At 63.6% G+C, this 16603-nt stretch carries 9 protein-coding genes; 8 read left to right on the top strand and 1 reads right to left on the bottom strand.

From position 1 onward, the window contains the following. Positions 1–313 precede the first annotated feature (313 nt). From IHQ43_RS09695 to IHQ43_RS09685, 3 genes are read left to right on the top strand one after another with little or no spacing between them, the layout of a single operon-like run. Positions 314–1486 carry an efflux RND transporter periplasmic adaptor subunit gene (locus IHQ43_RS09695; protein WP_007956378.1) on the top strand — a complete coding sequence of 391 codons (1173 nt, stop codon included), beginning with the start codon at positions 314–316 and terminating at the stop codon, positions 1484–1486. Beyond that, positions 1487–3460: a MacB family efflux pump subunit gene (locus IHQ43_RS09690; RefSeq protein ID WP_192564167.1), complete on the top strand. Its 1974-nt coding sequence runs from the start codon at positions 1487–1489 to the stop codon at positions 3458–3460. A 7-nt stretch (positions 3461–3467) separates the two neighbouring features. Further along, positions 3468–4862, top strand: coding sequence for an efflux transporter outer membrane subunit (locus IHQ43_RS09685; protein WP_192564166.1), 1395 nt, complete (start codon positions 3468–3470; stop codon positions 4860–4862). Positions 4863–4993: 131 nt separating this feature from the next. Here the strand turns inward: IHQ43_RS09685 and pvdP are convergent, their stop codons facing one another. Beyond that, positions 4994–6613 carry a pyoverdine maturation tyrosinase PvdP gene (gene pvdP, locus IHQ43_RS09680; RefSeq protein WP_192564165.1) on the bottom strand — a complete coding sequence of 540 codons (1620 nt, stop codon included), beginning with the start codon at positions 6611–6613 and terminating at the stop codon, positions 4994–4996. Positions 6614–6787: 174 nt separating this feature from the next. Between pvdP and pvdM the strand changes: the two genes are divergently transcribed. The 5 genes from pvdM (at position 6788) to IHQ43_RS09655 (ending at position 16481) form a co-directional block, all read left to right on the top strand. Further along, complete coding sequence (gene pvdM, locus IHQ43_RS09675) at positions 6788–8158, top strand: pyoverdine-tailoring dipeptidase-like protein PvdM (protein WP_192564164.1); 1371 nt, start codon at positions 6788–6790, stop codon at positions 8156–8158. Beyond that, positions 8155–9438 carry a pyoverdine-tailoring periplasmic protein PvdN gene (gene pvdN, locus IHQ43_RS09670; RefSeq protein WP_192564163.1) on the top strand — a complete coding sequence of 428 codons (1284 nt, stop codon included), beginning with the start codon at positions 8155–8157 and terminating at the stop codon, positions 9436–9438. Before pvdM ends, pvdN begins: the two co-directional genes overlap by 4 nt. A gap of 32 nt (positions 9439–9470) precedes the next feature. Further along, complete coding sequence (pvdO, locus tag IHQ43_RS09665) at positions 9471–10379, top strand: dihydropyoverdine dehydrogenase (protein ID WP_192564162.1); 909 nt, start codon at positions 9471–9473, stop codon at positions 10377–10379. A 151-nt stretch (positions 10380–10530) separates the two neighbouring features. Continuing rightward, the gene (locus IHQ43_RS09660) at positions 10531–12192 is read left to right on the top strand and encodes a cyclic peptide export ABC transporter (protein WP_192564161.1); all 1662 of its coding nucleotides are present in this window, start codon (positions 10531–10533) and stop codon (positions 12190–12192) included. 125 nt (positions 12193–12317) lie between these two features. Then, a complete protein-coding gene (locus IHQ43_RS09655; RefSeq protein WP_192564160.1) occupies positions 12318–16481 on the top strand; it encodes an amino acid adenylation domain-containing protein in 4164 nt (1387 codons plus the stop codon). Positions 16482–16603 lie beyond the last annotated feature (122 nt).

Genomic DNA, 16603 nt, shown 5'->3' with positions numbered 1-16603 from the left:
CCGCCGCAGCGTGCGGTTTCGATCCTTGAGCCAGATCGGCGACGGCCGAAACAGGCAGTGGCACGGTAGTGGCAAATTCAGTGCGTAATTTATAGTAATTCTCATATAGATTTAAAGCGCTGTTTCGGTTTGCCCGACAAATTGTTCTCGCCTATACCTGTTACCGCGTTTTTCAGCGCTTAAATTCCCCGTCCCTTCTCTCGTTTAACCATCAGCCCTCCCGTGTCTGTCGCGCCCTGCGACAGCATTCGGCCGTGCCCGCTCGCGGTGCCCGCCGGATGACGGGCCGATTTCACACTGGCCGGAACCCCGCATGAAACGTCCCCGCCCCGCCCGACGCGCCCTGCTCATCGCTCTTTGCCTGATCCCCGTCATTGCCGTTGCAGCGTGGCAAGTCCTGCCGCCCGGCCGTGATCAATTCGCTACCGTCTCCGTCAGCCGGGGCGACATCGAGAGCAGCGTCACCGCGCTGGGCACCCTGCAACCACGGCGCTATGTGGACGTCGGCGCCCAGGCGTCGGGGCAGATCCAGAAAATCCACGTCGAAGTCGGTGACGTCGTCAAGGAAGGCCAGTTGCTGGTGGAGATCGATCCGTCCACGCAAAAGGCCAAACTCGACGCCGGGCGCTTCTCCATCGAAAACCTCAAGGCCCAATTGCAGGAACAAAAGGCCCAGCACGAACTGGCGCAGCAGAAGTACCAGCGCCAGCAGAATCTCGCCGCCGGCGGCGCGACCCGCGAAGAAGACGTGCAGACCGCCCGCGCCGAACTGAAAGCCACCCAGGCACGGATCGACATGTTCCAGGCCCAGATCCGTCAGGCCGAAGCCAGTCTGCGCAGCGATCAGGCCGAACTCGGCTACACCCGCATCTATGCGCCGATGGCCGGCACGGTGGTCGCCCTCGATGCCCGCGAAGGCCAGACCCTCAACGCCCAGCAGCAGACGCCGCTGATCCTGCGTATCGCCAAACTGTCGCCGATGACGGTGTGGGCCGAGGTCTCCGAAGCCGATATCGGCCACGTCAAACCGGGCATGACCGCCTACTTCACCACCCTCAGCGGCGGCAACCGGCGCTGGAGCAGCACCGTACGGCAGATCCTGCCGGTGCCGCCCAAACCGCTGGACCAGACCAGCCAGGGCGGCGGCAGCCCCGCCAGCACCAGTAAAAGCGGGAGCGCCCGCGTGGTGCTGTACACCGTGCTGCTGGACGTCGACAACGCCGACAACGCGCTGATGGCGGAAATGACCACGCAAGTCTTCTTCGTCGCCCACCAGGCGCAAAACGTGCTCACCGCGCCGGTTGCCGCGCTGCAGGGCAGCACCACCGCCAACTTGCAGACTGCGCAGGTGATCGCCGCCAACGGCAAGATCGAAACCCGCGAAGTGCGCACCGGCATCAGTGACCGCCTGAAAGTGCAGATTCTCGAAGGCCTCAACGAGGGCGATCACCTGGTGATCGGCCCGGCCACCGGCAGCGGAGGTTGAATGCAAACGCCTCTGATCGATCTGCAGGAGATCCGCAAATCCTACGGCGGCGGCGACGCACCCGAGGTTCACGTCCTGCGCGGAATCGACCTGTCGATCCACGCCGGCGAGTTCGTGGCGATTGTCGGCGCCTCTGGCTCCGGCAAATCGACACTGATGAACATCCTCGGCTGCCTCGACCGGCCGACCACCGGCGAATACCGCTTCGCCGGGGAAAACGTTGCCGGACTGGACACCGACGAACTGGCCTGGCTGCGCCGCGAAGCCTTTGGTTTCGTGTTCCAGGGTTATCACCTGATTCCGTCCGGCTCGGCCCAGGAAAACGTCGAGATGCCGGCGATCTACGCCGGCACACCTGCCGCCGAGCGTCATGCCCGCGCCGCTGCCCTGCTTGACCGGCTGGGCCTGGCCTCGCGCACCGGCAACCGTCCGCATCAGCTCTCCGGCGGCCAGCAACAACGGGTGTCGATTGCCCGGGCACTGATGAACGGCGGGCACATCATTCTCGCCGACGAACCCACCGGCGCCCTCGACAGTCACAGCGGCAAGGAAGTCATGGCGTTGCTCGACGAACTGGCGAGCCAGGGCCACGTGGTGATTCTCATCACCCACGACCGCGAAGTGGCCGCGCGAGCCAAACGCATCATCGAAATCAGCGACGGCCTGATTGTCAGCGACAGCGCCCGCCACAACCCCGAGGCCCAGACCAGCGCCAACCCCGGCGCCTTGCAGGCCGTGGATCTGCGCAAACGCCTGAGCGAAGGCGCCGAAGCCACAGGCGCCTGGAAAGGCGAACTGATCGACGCGCTGCACGCCGCCTGGCGAGTGATGTGGATCAACCGCTTCCGCACCGCGTTGACCCTGTTGGGGATCATCATCGGCGTGGCGTCGGTGGTGGTCATGCTCGCGGTCGGCGAAGGCAGCAAGCGCCAGGTCATGGCGCAAATGGGCGCGTTCGGCTCGAACATCATTTACCTCAGCGGCTCGTCACCCAACCCGCGCACACCGCAAGGCATCGTCACCCTCGATGACGTGGCGGCACTGGCCAGCCTGCCGCAGGTCATGCGGATCATGCCGGTCAACGGCGCCGAGGCCGGCGTGCGGTTCGGCAACGCCGACTACCTGAGTTACGTCGGCGGCAACGACACCAACTTCCCGGCGATCTTCAACTGGCCCGTGGTGCAGGGCAGTTACTTCACCGAGGCCGATGAACGCAATGCCGCAGCGGTCGCGGTGATCGGCCACAAGGTCCGCACCAAATTACTCAAGGATGTCGCCAACCCCATCGGCCAATACATCCTGATCGAGAACGTGCCCTTCCAGGTGGTCGGCGTGCTCGCGGAAAAAGGCGCCAGCTCCGGCGACTCCGACAGCGACAACCGCATCGCCGTGCCCTACTCCGCCGCCAGCGTCCGCCTGTTCGGCACGCGCAATCCGGAGTACGTGGCGATCGCCGCCGCCGATGCGCGCAAGGTCAAGGAAGCCGAACACGCCATCGAGCAACTGATGCTGCGCCTGCACAACGGCAAGAAGGATTTCGAGCTGACCAACAACGCCGCGATGATCCAGGCCGAAGCCCGCACGCAAAACACCCTGTCGCTGATGCTCGGTTCGATTGCCGCGATTTCGCTGCTGGTGGGTGGCATCGGCGTGATGAACATCATGCTGATGACCGTGCGCGAGCGCACCCGCGAGATCGGCATTCGCATGGCTACCGGCGCCCGTCAGCGCGATATCCTGCGCCAGTTCCTCACCGAAGCGGTGATGTTGTCGGTGGTCGGCGGGATCGCCGGCATCGCCCTGGCGCTGATCGTCGGCGGCGTGCTGATCCTCAGCGAAGTCGCCGTGGCGTTTTCCTTGATGGCGGTGCTCGGTGCCTTTGGCTGCGCCCTTGTGACCGGTGTTGTCTTCGGCTTCATGCCGGCCCGCAAAGCCGCCCGACTCGACCCGGTGACGGCCCTTACCAGTGAATGATCGATCTATGAAATCGCGCCTCAGCCTGTTGACCGTGTGCCTGATGCTCAGCGCCTGCGGCAGTCCCGTCCAGCGTCCCGACAGCGGCTTGCAGCCACCGTCGACCTGGCAATCGCCCCAAAGCGCCAGCGTCGCCCGCATCGATCCGCAATGGTGGAAGCAGTTCGGCAGCCCCGAGCTCGACCGCCTGATCGAACAGGCCCGCCTCGGCAGTTTCGACCTCGCGGCCGCCATGGCGCGGGTGCGCCAGGCCCAGGCTGGCACCGTGATTGCCGGTGGCTCGCAGTTACCTGAAGTGAAAGCCGGGGCCAATGCCAATCGGCAGAAATTGCTGCGCGGCAACGGCTACAGCCAGCTCGACGCCGACAACAGCAACAAGGCGGTGGACTATTTCGACGCCAGCCTGACCGCCACTTACGAGATCGACTTCTGGGGCGGCAAACGTGCCTCCCGCGACAGTGCACAGTTTGCCCTGCAAGCCAGCGAGTTCGATCGGGCGACCGTGGAACTGACCTTGCTCAGCGGCGTGGCCAACACCTATGCGCAGGCCTTGTCCCTGCGCGAGCAAAGTCGCATCGCCGAACTGAACCTGGCGAACGCGCAGAATGTGTTGAAACTGGTGCAGACCCGCTTCGATTCAGGCTCGGCCACCGCGCTGGAACTGGCCCAGCAGAAAAGCCTGGTGGCCGCGCAGCAACGGCAATTGCCGCTGGTGCAACAACAGGCCCGGGACGCTTTGATCAGCCTCGCCGCCCTGCTCGGCCGACCAGTGCAGGACCTGCAAACCGGCGCGGAGCCGTTCGACCGACTGCAATGGCCGACCATCGCCGCCGGTGTGCCCAGCGACCTGCTCAGCCACCGTCCGGACATCGCCCGCGCCGAGGCGCAACTGGCGGCGGCCGAAGCCGACGTCAAGGTCGCCCGCGCCGCCATGCTGCCGAGCGTGACCCTGTCTGCCCAGCTCGGCTCCGGCGCCAACCAGTTCGACGACATCATCCGCAGCCCCTTCTACAACCTCACCGCCGGACTGCTCGCACCCGTTTTCAACAACGGGCGGTTGAGCGCCGAGCGCGACAAGGCCAGGGCCCGTCAGGAAGAACTGCTGGAAACCTATCGCGCCGCCATCATCAATGGTTTCGCCGACGTCGAAAAAGCGCTGAACAGCATTCGCGGGCTCGACGCGCAGCGGCAGTGGCAAAGTGAAGAGTTGAATCAGGCGCAGACTGCGTTCGACATCGCCCAGAGCCGCTATGAGGCCGGCGCCGAGGATTTGCTGACGGTACTGGAAACCCAGCGCACGCTGTACGCGGCGCAGGATCTGAATGTGCAACTGCGCCTGTCGCGACTGCAGGCGAGTATCGGGTTGTACAAGGCACTGGGCGGTGGGTGGCAGGCGCTGTAATCGCAGCGAACTCAAGACCGCTTTCGCGAGCAGGCTCGCTCCCACAGTGACCGCATTCCATCTGAGTGGACACGATCACTGTGGGAGCGAGCTTGCTGCATTGGGTGATCCAGCGAACGATAACGCGGTCCTCAGACCGCGTTGGTTTTGGCTTTCAGATTGCGCGCGTACCACGGCCGCTTCGGCACCCGCCGGAACAATCCTTCCAGCTTCTTCTCATCCGAACCGAACACGATTCGCAGCGCCAGCTTCATGGTTTCCGGGTCCATCTCCACCGACTTGCCGACCTGCAACCCCGGCGTGGTGCTGCAACCGTGGGTGGTCGGGCCGAGCCACGGATCCGCGACTTCGACCCAGCGCCCAGGCGCAAACCATTTCACACCATTGACTTCAAGCCGCGTGACCTGGCCCGGATGGAAACGCTCATGGGCGCGGAACCAGTCTTCCACGCGGTCATCGATCCAGCCGTGGAAATGCCAGAACACCGGGTTCACATGAGATGAAAACGGATCGCCGAGGAAGTCGTTTTCCGGGGCGAACCAGCGCGCGGCGAAATCGTCCAGATCCCGGGCCAGCGGCACCGGCTGACCGTTGGACGGATCGCGCGGCACCGAAGCCCAGCGCATGTGCAGCCAGTCGTGCAGGCCCAGTTCGACTTCGGAACCGAACTGGCCGAGGGTCATCTTCGACAGATACTGCGGATCGCGGTACTGCGACTCCCAGACTTCGAAGTTGCTCTGATAGGTCTCGGCGGTCTTGATGTCGCTGACCCACTGGCTGAATTCATCGTCGCCATCGGCCAGCCAGGTCGGCGGCAGCGCGGTGCCGTCGTGGTTGTCGAAATAGCGGGCAAAACCCGGACGGTCGCGCACCAGTTCCGGTTGCGGCAGCGGAAAGAACTCCCACGACGGCAGATCCTGCAGCGAACGCGCCGTCCCGAGCATGTGCCGGTGCATGAAAAAGAAATCGATCCCTGAACCGTTGCGATCCTTGCGCTTGCCCCGGGCGTCACGCTCCTGATCCCGAGGGCCGGGCTGCCAGCCGAGGCCGCGTATGGCGTTGCGCTTATCCTCGGACAGGGTGTGCCATTTGTCTCGCGTCGCGTGCCACACCTGGTGGAACAGTCGATGCTCGGGCGACACCAGCCAGGCCAGCAAAGGCGCATTCAGCGGTGTGCGCTGACGGGCTTCGGGGAACAGGCATTTGACCGCGATGAAGCGGTGATCCTGCGCCGGCAAGGCCAGCGCGCGATCGAGGCGCTGGACACTGCCGCTGAGGGTGCCGCTGCCGGCGTTGCCGAAATCCGCCCAGACCTCGTCGAGGATCATGTTCAGTTCGTAGTCGACGCTGCCGCCGGTGCCCAGCAGGCGCCAGCTGAGCTTCGAAGCCTCGGCCCCGGCAAGATCGCCGAGTATTCGGTAACGAGGTGTGTCGGCAGAGCGCAGACGCTCCGGCGTGTCGAGAAAACCGCACACGCCCCGGCCTTTCTGACCGATGTCGATGAACACTTCCAGGCCCTGGGCCGGCAAGCCGTCCAGGCCTGCATCACGCCCGACGAAGCGGATCTTCCAGACCCCGCGCAGCGCATTCGCCAGGCGTTGCCCGGCCACGTCCGCGACATCGAAAGACGCCTCACCGGGGGTGATCGTCGGGTCGGGCTTCGTCCATTCGCGATGCCCGAAATAAGCTGCAGGTACGGCAGCGCCGGTCAGCGCCAGGCCTGCCATGAACCATCGTCGAGAAATCCTCATTGCCCTACCTGTGTTCAGCCCTGAAGCAGGCTTTATCCAAGCTAGAACGTTTGCTGAGCGAACAAATTTAAGCGCCCTCGGGGCGGACTAATTTTCTCCCGCGCCCGCTCGTTCTTCCCAGATAGCAAAGGCCTCTGTGCCTGCACCTCGACGGCGAACCTGACTGAGATTGCAATGACAAAACCACGTTCGAAAAAGGCTCTTTACATCGGCCTGCCGCTGGCCCTGGCGATCAGCGCCGGTGCCGGTTTCGCGGTCTGGGATATCTGGTTCAAGGACAATCCCGGCTACCCTCGCAAAGTCATGCAACAGGCCGAAGAGCTGCACGAACACATGCTCTCGTTCGACAGCCACATCACCATCACCCAGAACTTCGGCACCACCGGCCACGAAGTCGACAAGGACGGCAGCGACCAGTTCGACCTGGTCAAGGCCAATCGCGGACGCCTGTCCGGTGCGGCGCTGACGATCTTCGGCTGGCCGGAAATCTGGAACGGCGCCAATGCCCCGCACAAGCCCACCGCCGGCTTCGTCGACGAGGCGCGCAACCAGCAGGAAATCCGCTACAAGATCATTTCCGGCATGGTCCGCGACTTCCCCAACCAGGTCGGCATTGCCTACACCGCCAACGACTTCCGGCGCCTGCATGGCGAAGGCAAGTTCGCGATCTTCATCAGCATGCTCAACGCCTACCCGCTGGGCCACGACCTGAATCTGCTGGACCTGTGGACGGCGCGCGGCATGCGCATGTTCGGCTTCAGCTACATCGGCAACAACGACTGGGCCGATTCGTCGCGTCCGCTGCCGTTCTTCAATGATTCGCCGGACGCCCTCGACGGTCTCTCGGACCTGGGCAAGCAAGCGGTCAAGCGCCTGAACGACCTGGGCGTGATCATCGACGTATCGCAGATGTCGACCAAGGCCCTGGAGCAAGTCGCGCAGTTGAGCCGTACGCCGCTGGTGGCCTCGCACTCGGCACCGCGCGCCATGGTCGACATCCCGCGCAACCTCAGCGACAAGGAAATGCAGCTGATCAAGAACAGTGGCGGCGTGGTGCAGATTGTCGGCTTCTCGCAGTACCTGCGACCGCTGACCCAAGAGACTCAGGACAAGCTCAACGAACTGCGCAAACGCTACGACCTGCCGCCACTGCCGAACCTGGCCGTGGCCCTGATGCCGGGCGATCCGATCATCGCGGCCTGGTCGGAGCAGAAGTTCGGCGAATACGCCGGCCAGCTCTACGCAATCCTCGAAGGCGAACCCAAGGCCAGCCTCAAGGACCTGGGCGACGCCATCGATTACACGGTCAGGAAGATCGGTATCGACCACGTCGGCATCAGCTCCGACTTCAACGAAGGTGGCGGCGTCAAAGGCTGGGAGAACGTCGGCGAAATCCGCAACGTGACCGCTGAACTGCTGTCGCGTGGTTACACCGAAGCCGATATCGCCAAGCTCTGGGGCGGCAACTTCCTGCGGGTCTGGGATCAGGTGGAAAAATCCGCCAAACCGGCACTGGCCACTGCCCGGGAAGCTGCCAAGCCATGAGCAACCGTCGTGACTTTCTCAAGCAGGCCACAATCCTTGCCGCCGCATTGCCACTGGGCGCCAGCCTGCCAAACCTCGCCAGCGCTTCGACCGCCGCTGCCCCGCTGCCACGCAACAAGTGGGCGCAGTTGCAGCAATTGTTCGATCAGGATCCGGCCTGGCTGCACTTTTCCAACTTCCTGATCACCACCCACCCGCGCCCGGTGCGTGAGGCGATCGAGATGCACCGCGCCGCCCTCGACAAAAACCCCGGGCTGGCGATGGACTGGGACCACGGCGTCACCGAAAAGCGCGAGGAAGCCGTGCGCGTGCTGGCCGGCCAATACGTGCAGGCCGATGCCCGGCAGATTGCGCTCACCGGCAGCACCACCGAAGGCCTGGCGATGATTTACGGCGGCGTGCAGGTACGCGCCGATCAGGAAATCCTGACCACGGCCCACGAGCATTACGCCACCCACACCATCCTTGAACTGCGCACCCAGCGTGACGGCACCAAGGTGCGCAAGATCCGTCTGTTCAAGGATCCGTACCGGATCAGCAAGGATGAACTGCTGGCCAATATCGACCGCAGCATCCGCCCGGAAACCCGCGTGCTGGGCATGTGCTGGGTGCATTCGGGCAGCGGCGTGAAACTGCCGCTCGCCGACATCGGTGCGCTGGTCGACAAACACAACCGTGGGCGCAGCGAAGCCGATCGCATCATCTACGTGGTGGACGGTGTGCACGGTTTCGGCGTGGAAGACCTGAGCTTCCCCGCCATGAACTGCGACTTCTTCATCGCCGGCACCCACAAATGGATGTTCGGCCCGCGCGGCACCGGGATCGTGGTCAGCCGCACGCCGGAGGTGAAATACGTCACGCCGATCATCCCGACGTTTTCCGAGGCCGAGCACTTCTCCACCACCATGACTCCGGGCGGCTATCACGCTTTCGAACACCGCTGGGCACTGACCGAGGCGTTCAAATTACACCTGCAACTGGGCAAGGCCGACGTGCAGGCGCGCATTCATGAACTGAACAGCTACCTGAAAAAACGCCTGCTGCAACGCCCGCAGATCGAGCTGGTCACGCCGTTGAGCCCTGAGTTTTCCGCCGGCTTCACCTTCTTCCGGGTCACTGGCAAGAACAGCGACAAGATCGCCGCGCACCTGATGGCCAACAAGGTCGTGGCCGACGCCGTCGAGCGCGATGTCGGGCCGGTTATCCGCACCGCGCCGGGCCTGCTCAACGACGAAGCCCAGATCGACCGCTTGCTGGCCGTGCTGGATCAGGCGCTGTGAGCCGAACCTTTTTCCTTTTGACGAGACTCGAAATGAACAGTGAACTGCCTCGTTTTGCCTTGAAAAGCCTGTCGGCGCTGACGCTCGCCGCCCTCGCCGCCTGCCTGCTGCCGACCACCGCCCAGGCCGCCACCCCACCGGCACCGGGCAAGGTGTTCAAGGACTGCAAGGACTGCCCGGAAATGGTCGTGCTGCCCACCGGCACGTTCACCATGGGCACGCCTGAAGACGAAGTCGGCCGTGAGCCCGACGAAGGCCCGATGCACCCGGTGACGTTCGCCAAACCGCTGGCGATCAGCCGTTTCCAGGTGCTCAAGGGCGAATGGTTTGCCTACCTCAAGGACACCGGTTACGTCATGCCCGATGGCGATACCCGCCCGGGTCGCGCGTGCAAGGCCGGGATCCCGGATTACGCCGGCAGCGACCCGCGCAAGCAGTACACCGACAAGCACCCGGCAGTGTGCATGGACTTCGCCGAGGCCAACGCCTACGTCGCCTGGCTGTCGAAAAAGACCGGCAAGCAATACCGCCTGGTCAGTGAGTCCCTGCGCGAATACGCCGCCCGTGGCGGCAGCACCGGGCCGTTCCCGTTCCCGTTCGATGAGGGCAAGGAATACAGCATCGCCAAGCACGCCAATACCTACGGCGCGGCGGACGGCTACAACTTCACCGCGCCGGCCGGCAGCTTCCCGCCCAACGCCTTCGGTGTGTACGACATGCACGGCAACGTCTACGAATGGACCGCCGATTGCTACAACGAAAACTACGAAGGCGCGCCGAGCGACGGCAGTGCGTGGGAGACCGGCAAGTGCCAGTTCAAGCGCATTCGCGGCAATGACTGGGGCGAAGCGCCGGTGTTCTCCCGCTCCGGCAACCGCAATGCGCTGGTGCCGACCGAGCGTGGCGACTGGATCGGTTTTCGCGTGGCGCGCGACCTGTAACCGCGAACACCGCAGCGGCACCCGCCGCTCGCTCGTCGCTTGAGTCCTCGATAAACCCGCGGGCGGCTAAATCGCTGCCCGCGGGTTTCGTCTTTTAACCAGCCCTACCCTTGAACCAATGCCTTGACCGGCACCAAAAGCGGAAACCTCCATGACCACAAAATCGCGCGGAGCCATCAGTGAAGTCCTCGGCCTGCTCAAGCCTTACCGGGTCGTCGTGGCGCTGTCGATCCTGCTCGGCATGCTCGGTGGCGTCAGCGTCACCGCCCTGCTGGCGACCATCAACAAAGCCCTGAACGGCGCCGGCAGCCCGTCGGCCACGGTATTGGCGACGTTTGCCGGCCTCTGCGCCTTTGCCCTGTTGACCTCGATTCTGTCAGACATCGGCACCAACCACGTCGGCCAGCACATCATTGCCGGGCTGCGTAAATCCCTGGGTGAAAAGGTTCTGCTGGCGCCCATCGAACAGATTGAACGGTTCCGCAGCCACCGCCTGATTCCGGTGCTGACCCACGACGTCGACACGGTCAGCGATTTCGCCTTTTCCTTCGCGCCGCTGGCCATCGCCTTCACCGTGACGCTCGGTTGCCTGGGCTATCTGGCGTTCCTGTCGCTGCCGATGTTCATCCTGCTGCTGGTAGCCCTGGTGGTCGGCATTGCAGTGCAATACGTCGCCCGCAACAAAGGCATCAAGGGCTTCGAAACCGCTCGCGAAGCCGAGGATGAACTGCAAAAGCACTACAGCGCGATTGCCGCCGGCGCCAAGGAATTGCGCATTCATCGGCCGCGTCGCCAGCGCATGTTCAGCCAGCGCATCGAAGGCACCGCCGATTTCATCTGCCGGACCCACATTCGTTCGGTCAACATTTTCGTGATGGCCAAGACGTTCGGCTCGATGCTGTTTTTCGTGGTCATCGGCCTGGTGCTGGCCCTGCAGTCCTTGTGGCTGGGCACTGACAAAGCGGTGCTCAGCGGTTTTGTGCTGGTGCTGCTGTACATGAAAGGCCCGCTGGAATACCTGATCACCACCCTGCCGGTGATCAGCCGCGCGAACATCGCGTTCAAGCGCATCAACGATCTGGCCGAGCAGTTTTCCTCGCCGGAGCCACACCTGCTGTTGAGCGAATCCGCGCCGGTGAGCAAAATCCCGGTCCAGCACCTGCAAATGCACAACGTGCATTACGCCTTTCCCCCGGTCAAAGGCAGCGCCGCCTTCGAACTGGGCCCGGTCAATCTGAACATCGCTCAGGGCGACATCGTGTTCATCGTCGGCGAGAACGGCGGCGGCAAGACCACCCTGATCAAATTGCTGCTGGGCCTGTATGCGCCACAGCGCGGTGAAGTCCTGCTCAACGGTCAGGTGGTCGATGCCCGGGCCCGCGATGACTACCGCCAGCTGTTCACCACGATTTTTGCCGACTACTACCTGTTCGATGAGCTGGTACAGGGCGACCAGCAGGTTCCTGCCGATGCCGGCCGTTATCTGGAGCGCCTGGAAATCGCGCACAAGGTGAGCATTCAGGACGGCGTGTTCAGCACCACCGATCTGTCCACCGGCCAGCGCAAGCGGCTGGCCCTGATCAACGCCTGGCTGGAGGAACGTCCGGTGCTGGTGTTCGACGAATGGGCGGCCGACCAGGACCCGGCGTTCCGGCGCATCTTCTACACCGAGTTGCTGCCGGAACTGAAACAGATGGGCAAGACGATCATCGTGATCTCCCACGATGACCGCTATTTCGACGTCGCCGATCAACTGGTGCGCATGGAGGGTGGCCGGGTCGTCACCCACAAAAAGCCCCTCGAAACCGCCTGAGCGAAAGCGCCCTTTCAGCCGACAGCGCCTGTGCGCTGTCGGCCTTCACCTGAATGTTTATCGCCGTGGACCCGACTGTCGGCAACGCCGTCAGCGACCACGGCGCTGCCAACCACGAGAGACCGATGAACGACTTACTCGATGATGAAGTGCTGGCGCTGTTGATGGCTGATGCCGGCGTGCAACTTCAAGGCATCCCGGCCCGCCTCCGCCCCGCTCCGGCGCCGCTCTCATTCGCCCAGCAGCGCTTGTGGTTCGTGCAACAGCTTACGCCCGACAGTGCCGCCTACAACCTGCCACGCGCCGTACGCCTGAGCGGCGTTGTGCAAGCCCGGCATCTGCAAGCGGCGCTGAACAAAGTCATCGAACGCCACGACGTGCTGCGCAGTGCGATCGTCGAGATCGACGGCGTGGCGATGCAGGTCGTCGATGAACACACGACACTCAAACTGGACTTCGAAGACCTGCGCCATCTGAGCGCCGAAGCGCGCGACCCCGAACTTGCCCGACGCATTGCCGTCGAGGCCGGTCTGCCCTTCGATCTGAAAACCGCGCCGCTGATGCGCGCAACGTTGCTGCAGACCGCTGACGATCAACACCTGCTGCTGATGAACATGCACCACATCGCCTCCGATGCCTGGTCCAACGCCATTCTCATGCAGGACCTGATGCAGGCCTACGAACAGGTCGTGGCGGGCGATCCGTCGCCGCTGCGCCGACCGGCCATCCAGTACGCCGACTACGCCAACTGGCAACGCGGCGAATACCTCGGCAGCGCCGCGTGCGCCACCAGTGCCGACTATTGGCGCAACTACCTCGGGCAGACCCTGCCGCCGCTGGAACTGCCGACCGACTTTCCTCGCCACGAACAGCAGACCCATCCGGCCGGCAAACACGACTTCAGCCTGCCGACAGCGCTGACACAGAATTTGAACCGCTTTTGCCAACAGTGGGGACTGACGCCGTTTGTGGTGGCGCTCGGTGCCTGGCAATTGCTGCTGAGCCGCTACAGCAACCAGCAGGACTTCACGGTCGGCGTGCCGAATGCGAGCCGCAATCGCAGCGAAACCCAGGAACTGGTGGGCTTTTTTGTCAGCGCCCAGGTCTATCGCGTACGGGTCGATCCATTGCTGTCGTGCCAGGATTTTCTCCAGCGCCTGCGCCGCGAAACCCTCGCCGCGCTGGATCATGCCGACTACCCGCTGGAGCTGAGCTTCGACGACCTGCAACTGCGGGCGAACGGGCAGATCAATCCGTTGTTTCAAACGCTGTTCAACTGGCGCACCGAAGCCTCCGGCGAGGGTCCGCTGATGTTGGGCGACCTGGCGCTGGACTTTCTACCGGCGGACACGACCCAGGCCAAATTCGACCTGTCGCTGGACATCGCCTATTCGCTGGAGCGCATCGACGCCAGCCTCGAATACAGCCGCGATTTGTACACCCCTGCGACCCTCGAACGGCTGGCGGGTCACTGGCAGAACCTGCTGCAGGCCATCACCGAAGATCCGCGCCGCGCGCTGAGCGAACTGCCGCTGCTGAGCCGCGATGAACGCCGCGTGCAGCTCGAACAATGGAATCCGCCCACCTCGGCCTTGCCCGACGAAGGCGTGCACCAGTTGTTCGAACGCCAGGCGCTGGCCACACCGGACGCGGTGGCGCTGATCGTCAACGACCTGCATTTGAGCTATGCCCGGCTCAATTCGGCGGCCAACCGACTGGCGAATACCCTGATCGCGTGCGCCGTCGGCCCCGAAGTCCGCGTGGGCATTGCCGTCGAGCGCTCGGCGCACATGATCATCAGCCTGCTGGCGGTGCTCAAGGCCGGCGGGGTCTATGTCCCGCTCGACCCCGACTACCCGCAGGAACGCCTGACCTGGATGATCGAGGACAGCGGCCTGGATGTATTGCTGACGCAGGATTCGCTGCTTGTGCGCCTGCCCTCGCCGCCATCGGTCAAGGTGGTGTGCGTCGATGAGGTTGATCCTCTCGATGACCGACCTGTCGACAACCCGCCCTGCCGCACCTTCGCCAGCAATCTGGCGTACGTGATGTTCACCTCGGGCTCCACCGGTCGCCCGAAAGGCGTGGGCATCACTCACGGCGCACTGACCCGTCATGCGCAAATCGGTCGGGAGTTCCACGGCCTGACGCCTGCCGACCGTTTGTTGCAGTACGGCACGTTCAACTTCGATGCGTTTGTCGATCAGCTCTACCCGGCGCTGATCTGCGGCGCTTCGGTGGTGCTGCGCGGGCAGGATATCTGGGACAGCGAAACCTGGTATCAACAGCTGCTGGAGAAGAAGTTCACCGTCAGCGAACTGACCACGACGTACTGGAACCTGCTGGCCAAGGACTTCGCGGCCGCCGGCCCACGGGACTACGGATCACTGCGCCAGGTGGTGGTCGGCGGCGAAGCCATGCCGCCGGAAGCGGTCGCGGCCTGGGGCCAGGCCGGCCTCGGCCACGTGCGCCTGCTCAATGTCTACGGCCCGACGGAAGCAACCGTCGACTCCACGCTGCTCGATTGCAGCGACTACGTCACCGGGCGCCTGCCCCTGCCCAAAGCCATGCCGATTGGTCGCCCGCTGGCCGGTCGCGCCGTGTATCTGCTCGACAGCGGCGGTCAGCCGGTGCCCGTCGGCACCGTAGGCGAATTGATGATTGCCGGCGAGCTGCTAGCGCGGGGCTATTTCAATCGACCGGAGCTGACCGCCGAACGCTTCATCCCGGATCCGTTCAGCACCCGGGGCGGACGCCTCTATCGCACCGGTGACCTGGCCCGCTATGGCGTTGACGGCGTTATCGAATATGTCGGTCGCCTCGACCACCAGGTGAAAATCCGCGGTTTTCGCATCGAACTCGGCGAAATCGAGTCCTGTCTGCTGCAATGGCCAGCCGTCCGTGAAGCTGTGGTCATTGCCCACGAAGGCGCGACCGGCACGCAGTTGATCGGCTATGTCGTGCCGCATGCGAGCGAGCCACCGGAGGACGAACTGCGCGAGGCCCTCAAGGCAGAACTGAAAAACCGCCTGCCCGGTTACATGGTCCCCGGCCACCTGATGGTGCTGAGCGCGCTGCCCCTGAGCCCCAACGGCAAACTCGATCGCAAGGCCTTGCCACTGCCCGATCTGCATCAGACGCAGCGGCCGTTCCGTGCGCCGCAAACGCCCCTCGAAACAGCGCTGGCCGAACTGTGGCAGGAGGCGCTGCATGTCGAGCGCGTGAGCCTGGACGACAATTTCTTCGAGCTGGGCGGCCATTCGATTCTGGCCATTCAGTTCATTTCCGCCTTGAACGCGCGCCTGGGGATCAAACTGGCCCTGCAGCAAATGCTCGCGCACCCCACGGTCGAAGTGCTGGCCCGGTTCATCGGCATGGAACATCAACAGCAGGTGCAATGCGTGGTCGAGCTGACCGGCGCGACGTCAACCGCCACCCCGCTGTTCTGCCTGCACCCGAGCGGCGGCATCGTCTTCTGTTACCAGCCGCTGGCCAAGCGTCTGAGCAAGCACGCCCGCACCTTCGGCATCATGCACAAAGGCTTCGCCGACAAAGACGCCAGCACCCAGACCTGGCCCGAGATGATTGCCGAGTACACCGAACAGATTGTCGAAAAGCACCCCGACGGCCCTTATCGCCTGATGGGCTGGTCACTGGGTGGCGCAATCGCGATGGACGTGGCCGCGACCCTGGAGCGCCAGGGCAAACAGGTGACATTCCTGGGCCTGGTCGACACCACGCTGCCGGAAAGCATCTTCCCCGCGGATCTGCCACGCAAACCGCTGGAGGAAGACAACCCCGAGTACCTCAGCGCAGACAACGAACTGTCGGTTGCCGTGGAAATGTTCAGCCTGATGTTCGCCCATCTGGAAGAGCCGGCGGCGCGTTACATCGCCGAGAACCCGACAACCAGCCTCAAGGCCTTTTATCAGTGGGCCAGCCAGCAAGCCGCCACCGACGAACAGGCAATGATCGCCACCCTGGAGGCCATCAAGCAGGAAATCATGAACGCCCAGGCGTTCGACATCCATGAACGTCTGGTCAAGAGTTTCGACGCGTTCTCGCTGCCAACCCTCAAGGTCAAGGCCAGCTGCTGGTGGTCGTTGCAGCACAAGACCCTGGAGCAAGTGCTGCACTCGGAACAGGTCCTGCGCCAGTACAACGTCAGCGGGCAGTTGCAAGGTTCCGTCCATTCACCCTTGCCGCACCGCAGCATGATCTATGGCGAAAGCCTGCTGGACTCCTTTGAGTCCGTGCTCCTCGCCTGCGAGGGCATGACGCGGGACTGACCCTTCGACAACACTCAAAAAACGCAGACGCCTCGGCCTCTGCGTTTTTTCATGCCTGCATTTTGTCCGGGGCTTTCTATGTAACGACAGGAATTGCGGGCACAAAAAAACCGGCCCACCCC

The sequence above is a fragment of the Pseudomonas gozinkensis genome (assembly GCF_014863585.1).
In the GTDB taxonomy this organism is placed as follows: domain Bacteria; phylum Pseudomonadota; class Gammaproteobacteria; order Pseudomonadales; family Pseudomonadaceae; genus Aquipseudomonas; species Aquipseudomonas gozinkensis.
This window is presented reverse-complemented; position numbering and strand designations above follow the sequence as displayed.

What these genes read in the sequence shown, in the direction of transcription:
- pvdP (WP_192564165.1), bottom strand. Translation starts at nt 6,613, where the DNA reads ATGAGGATTTCTCGACGATGGTTCATGGCAGGCCTGGCGCTGACCGGC.
- pvdO (WP_192564162.1), top strand. Translation starts at nt 9,471, where the DNA reads ATGAACAGTGAACTGCCTCGTTTTGCCTTGAAAAGCCTGTCGGCGCTG.
- IHQ43_RS09655 (WP_192564160.1), top strand. Translation starts at nt 12,318, where the DNA reads ATGAACGACTTACTCGATGATGAAGTGCTGGCGCTGTTGATGGCTGAT.
- IHQ43_RS09660 (WP_192564161.1), top strand. Translation starts at nt 10,531, where the DNA reads ATGACCACAAAATCGCGCGGAGCCATCAGTGAAGTCCTCGGCCTGCTC.
- pvdM (WP_192564164.1), top strand. Translation starts at nt 6,788, where the DNA reads ATGACAAAACCACGTTCGAAAAAGGCTCTTTACATCGGCCTGCCGCTG.
- IHQ43_RS09695 (WP_007956378.1), top strand. Translation starts at nt 314, where the DNA reads ATGAAACGTCCCCGCCCCGCCCGACGCGCCCTGCTCATCGCTCTTTGC.
- IHQ43_RS09690 (WP_192564167.1), top strand. Translation starts at nt 1,487, where the DNA reads ATGCAAACGCCTCTGATCGATCTGCAGGAGATCCGCAAATCCTACGGC.
- pvdN (WP_192564163.1), top strand. Translation starts at nt 8,155, where the DNA reads ATGAGCAACCGTCGTGACTTTCTCAAGCAGGCCACAATCCTTGCCGCC.
- IHQ43_RS09685 (WP_192564166.1), top strand. Translation starts at nt 3,468, where the DNA reads ATGAAATCGCGCCTCAGCCTGTTGACCGTGTGCCTGATGCTCAGCGCC.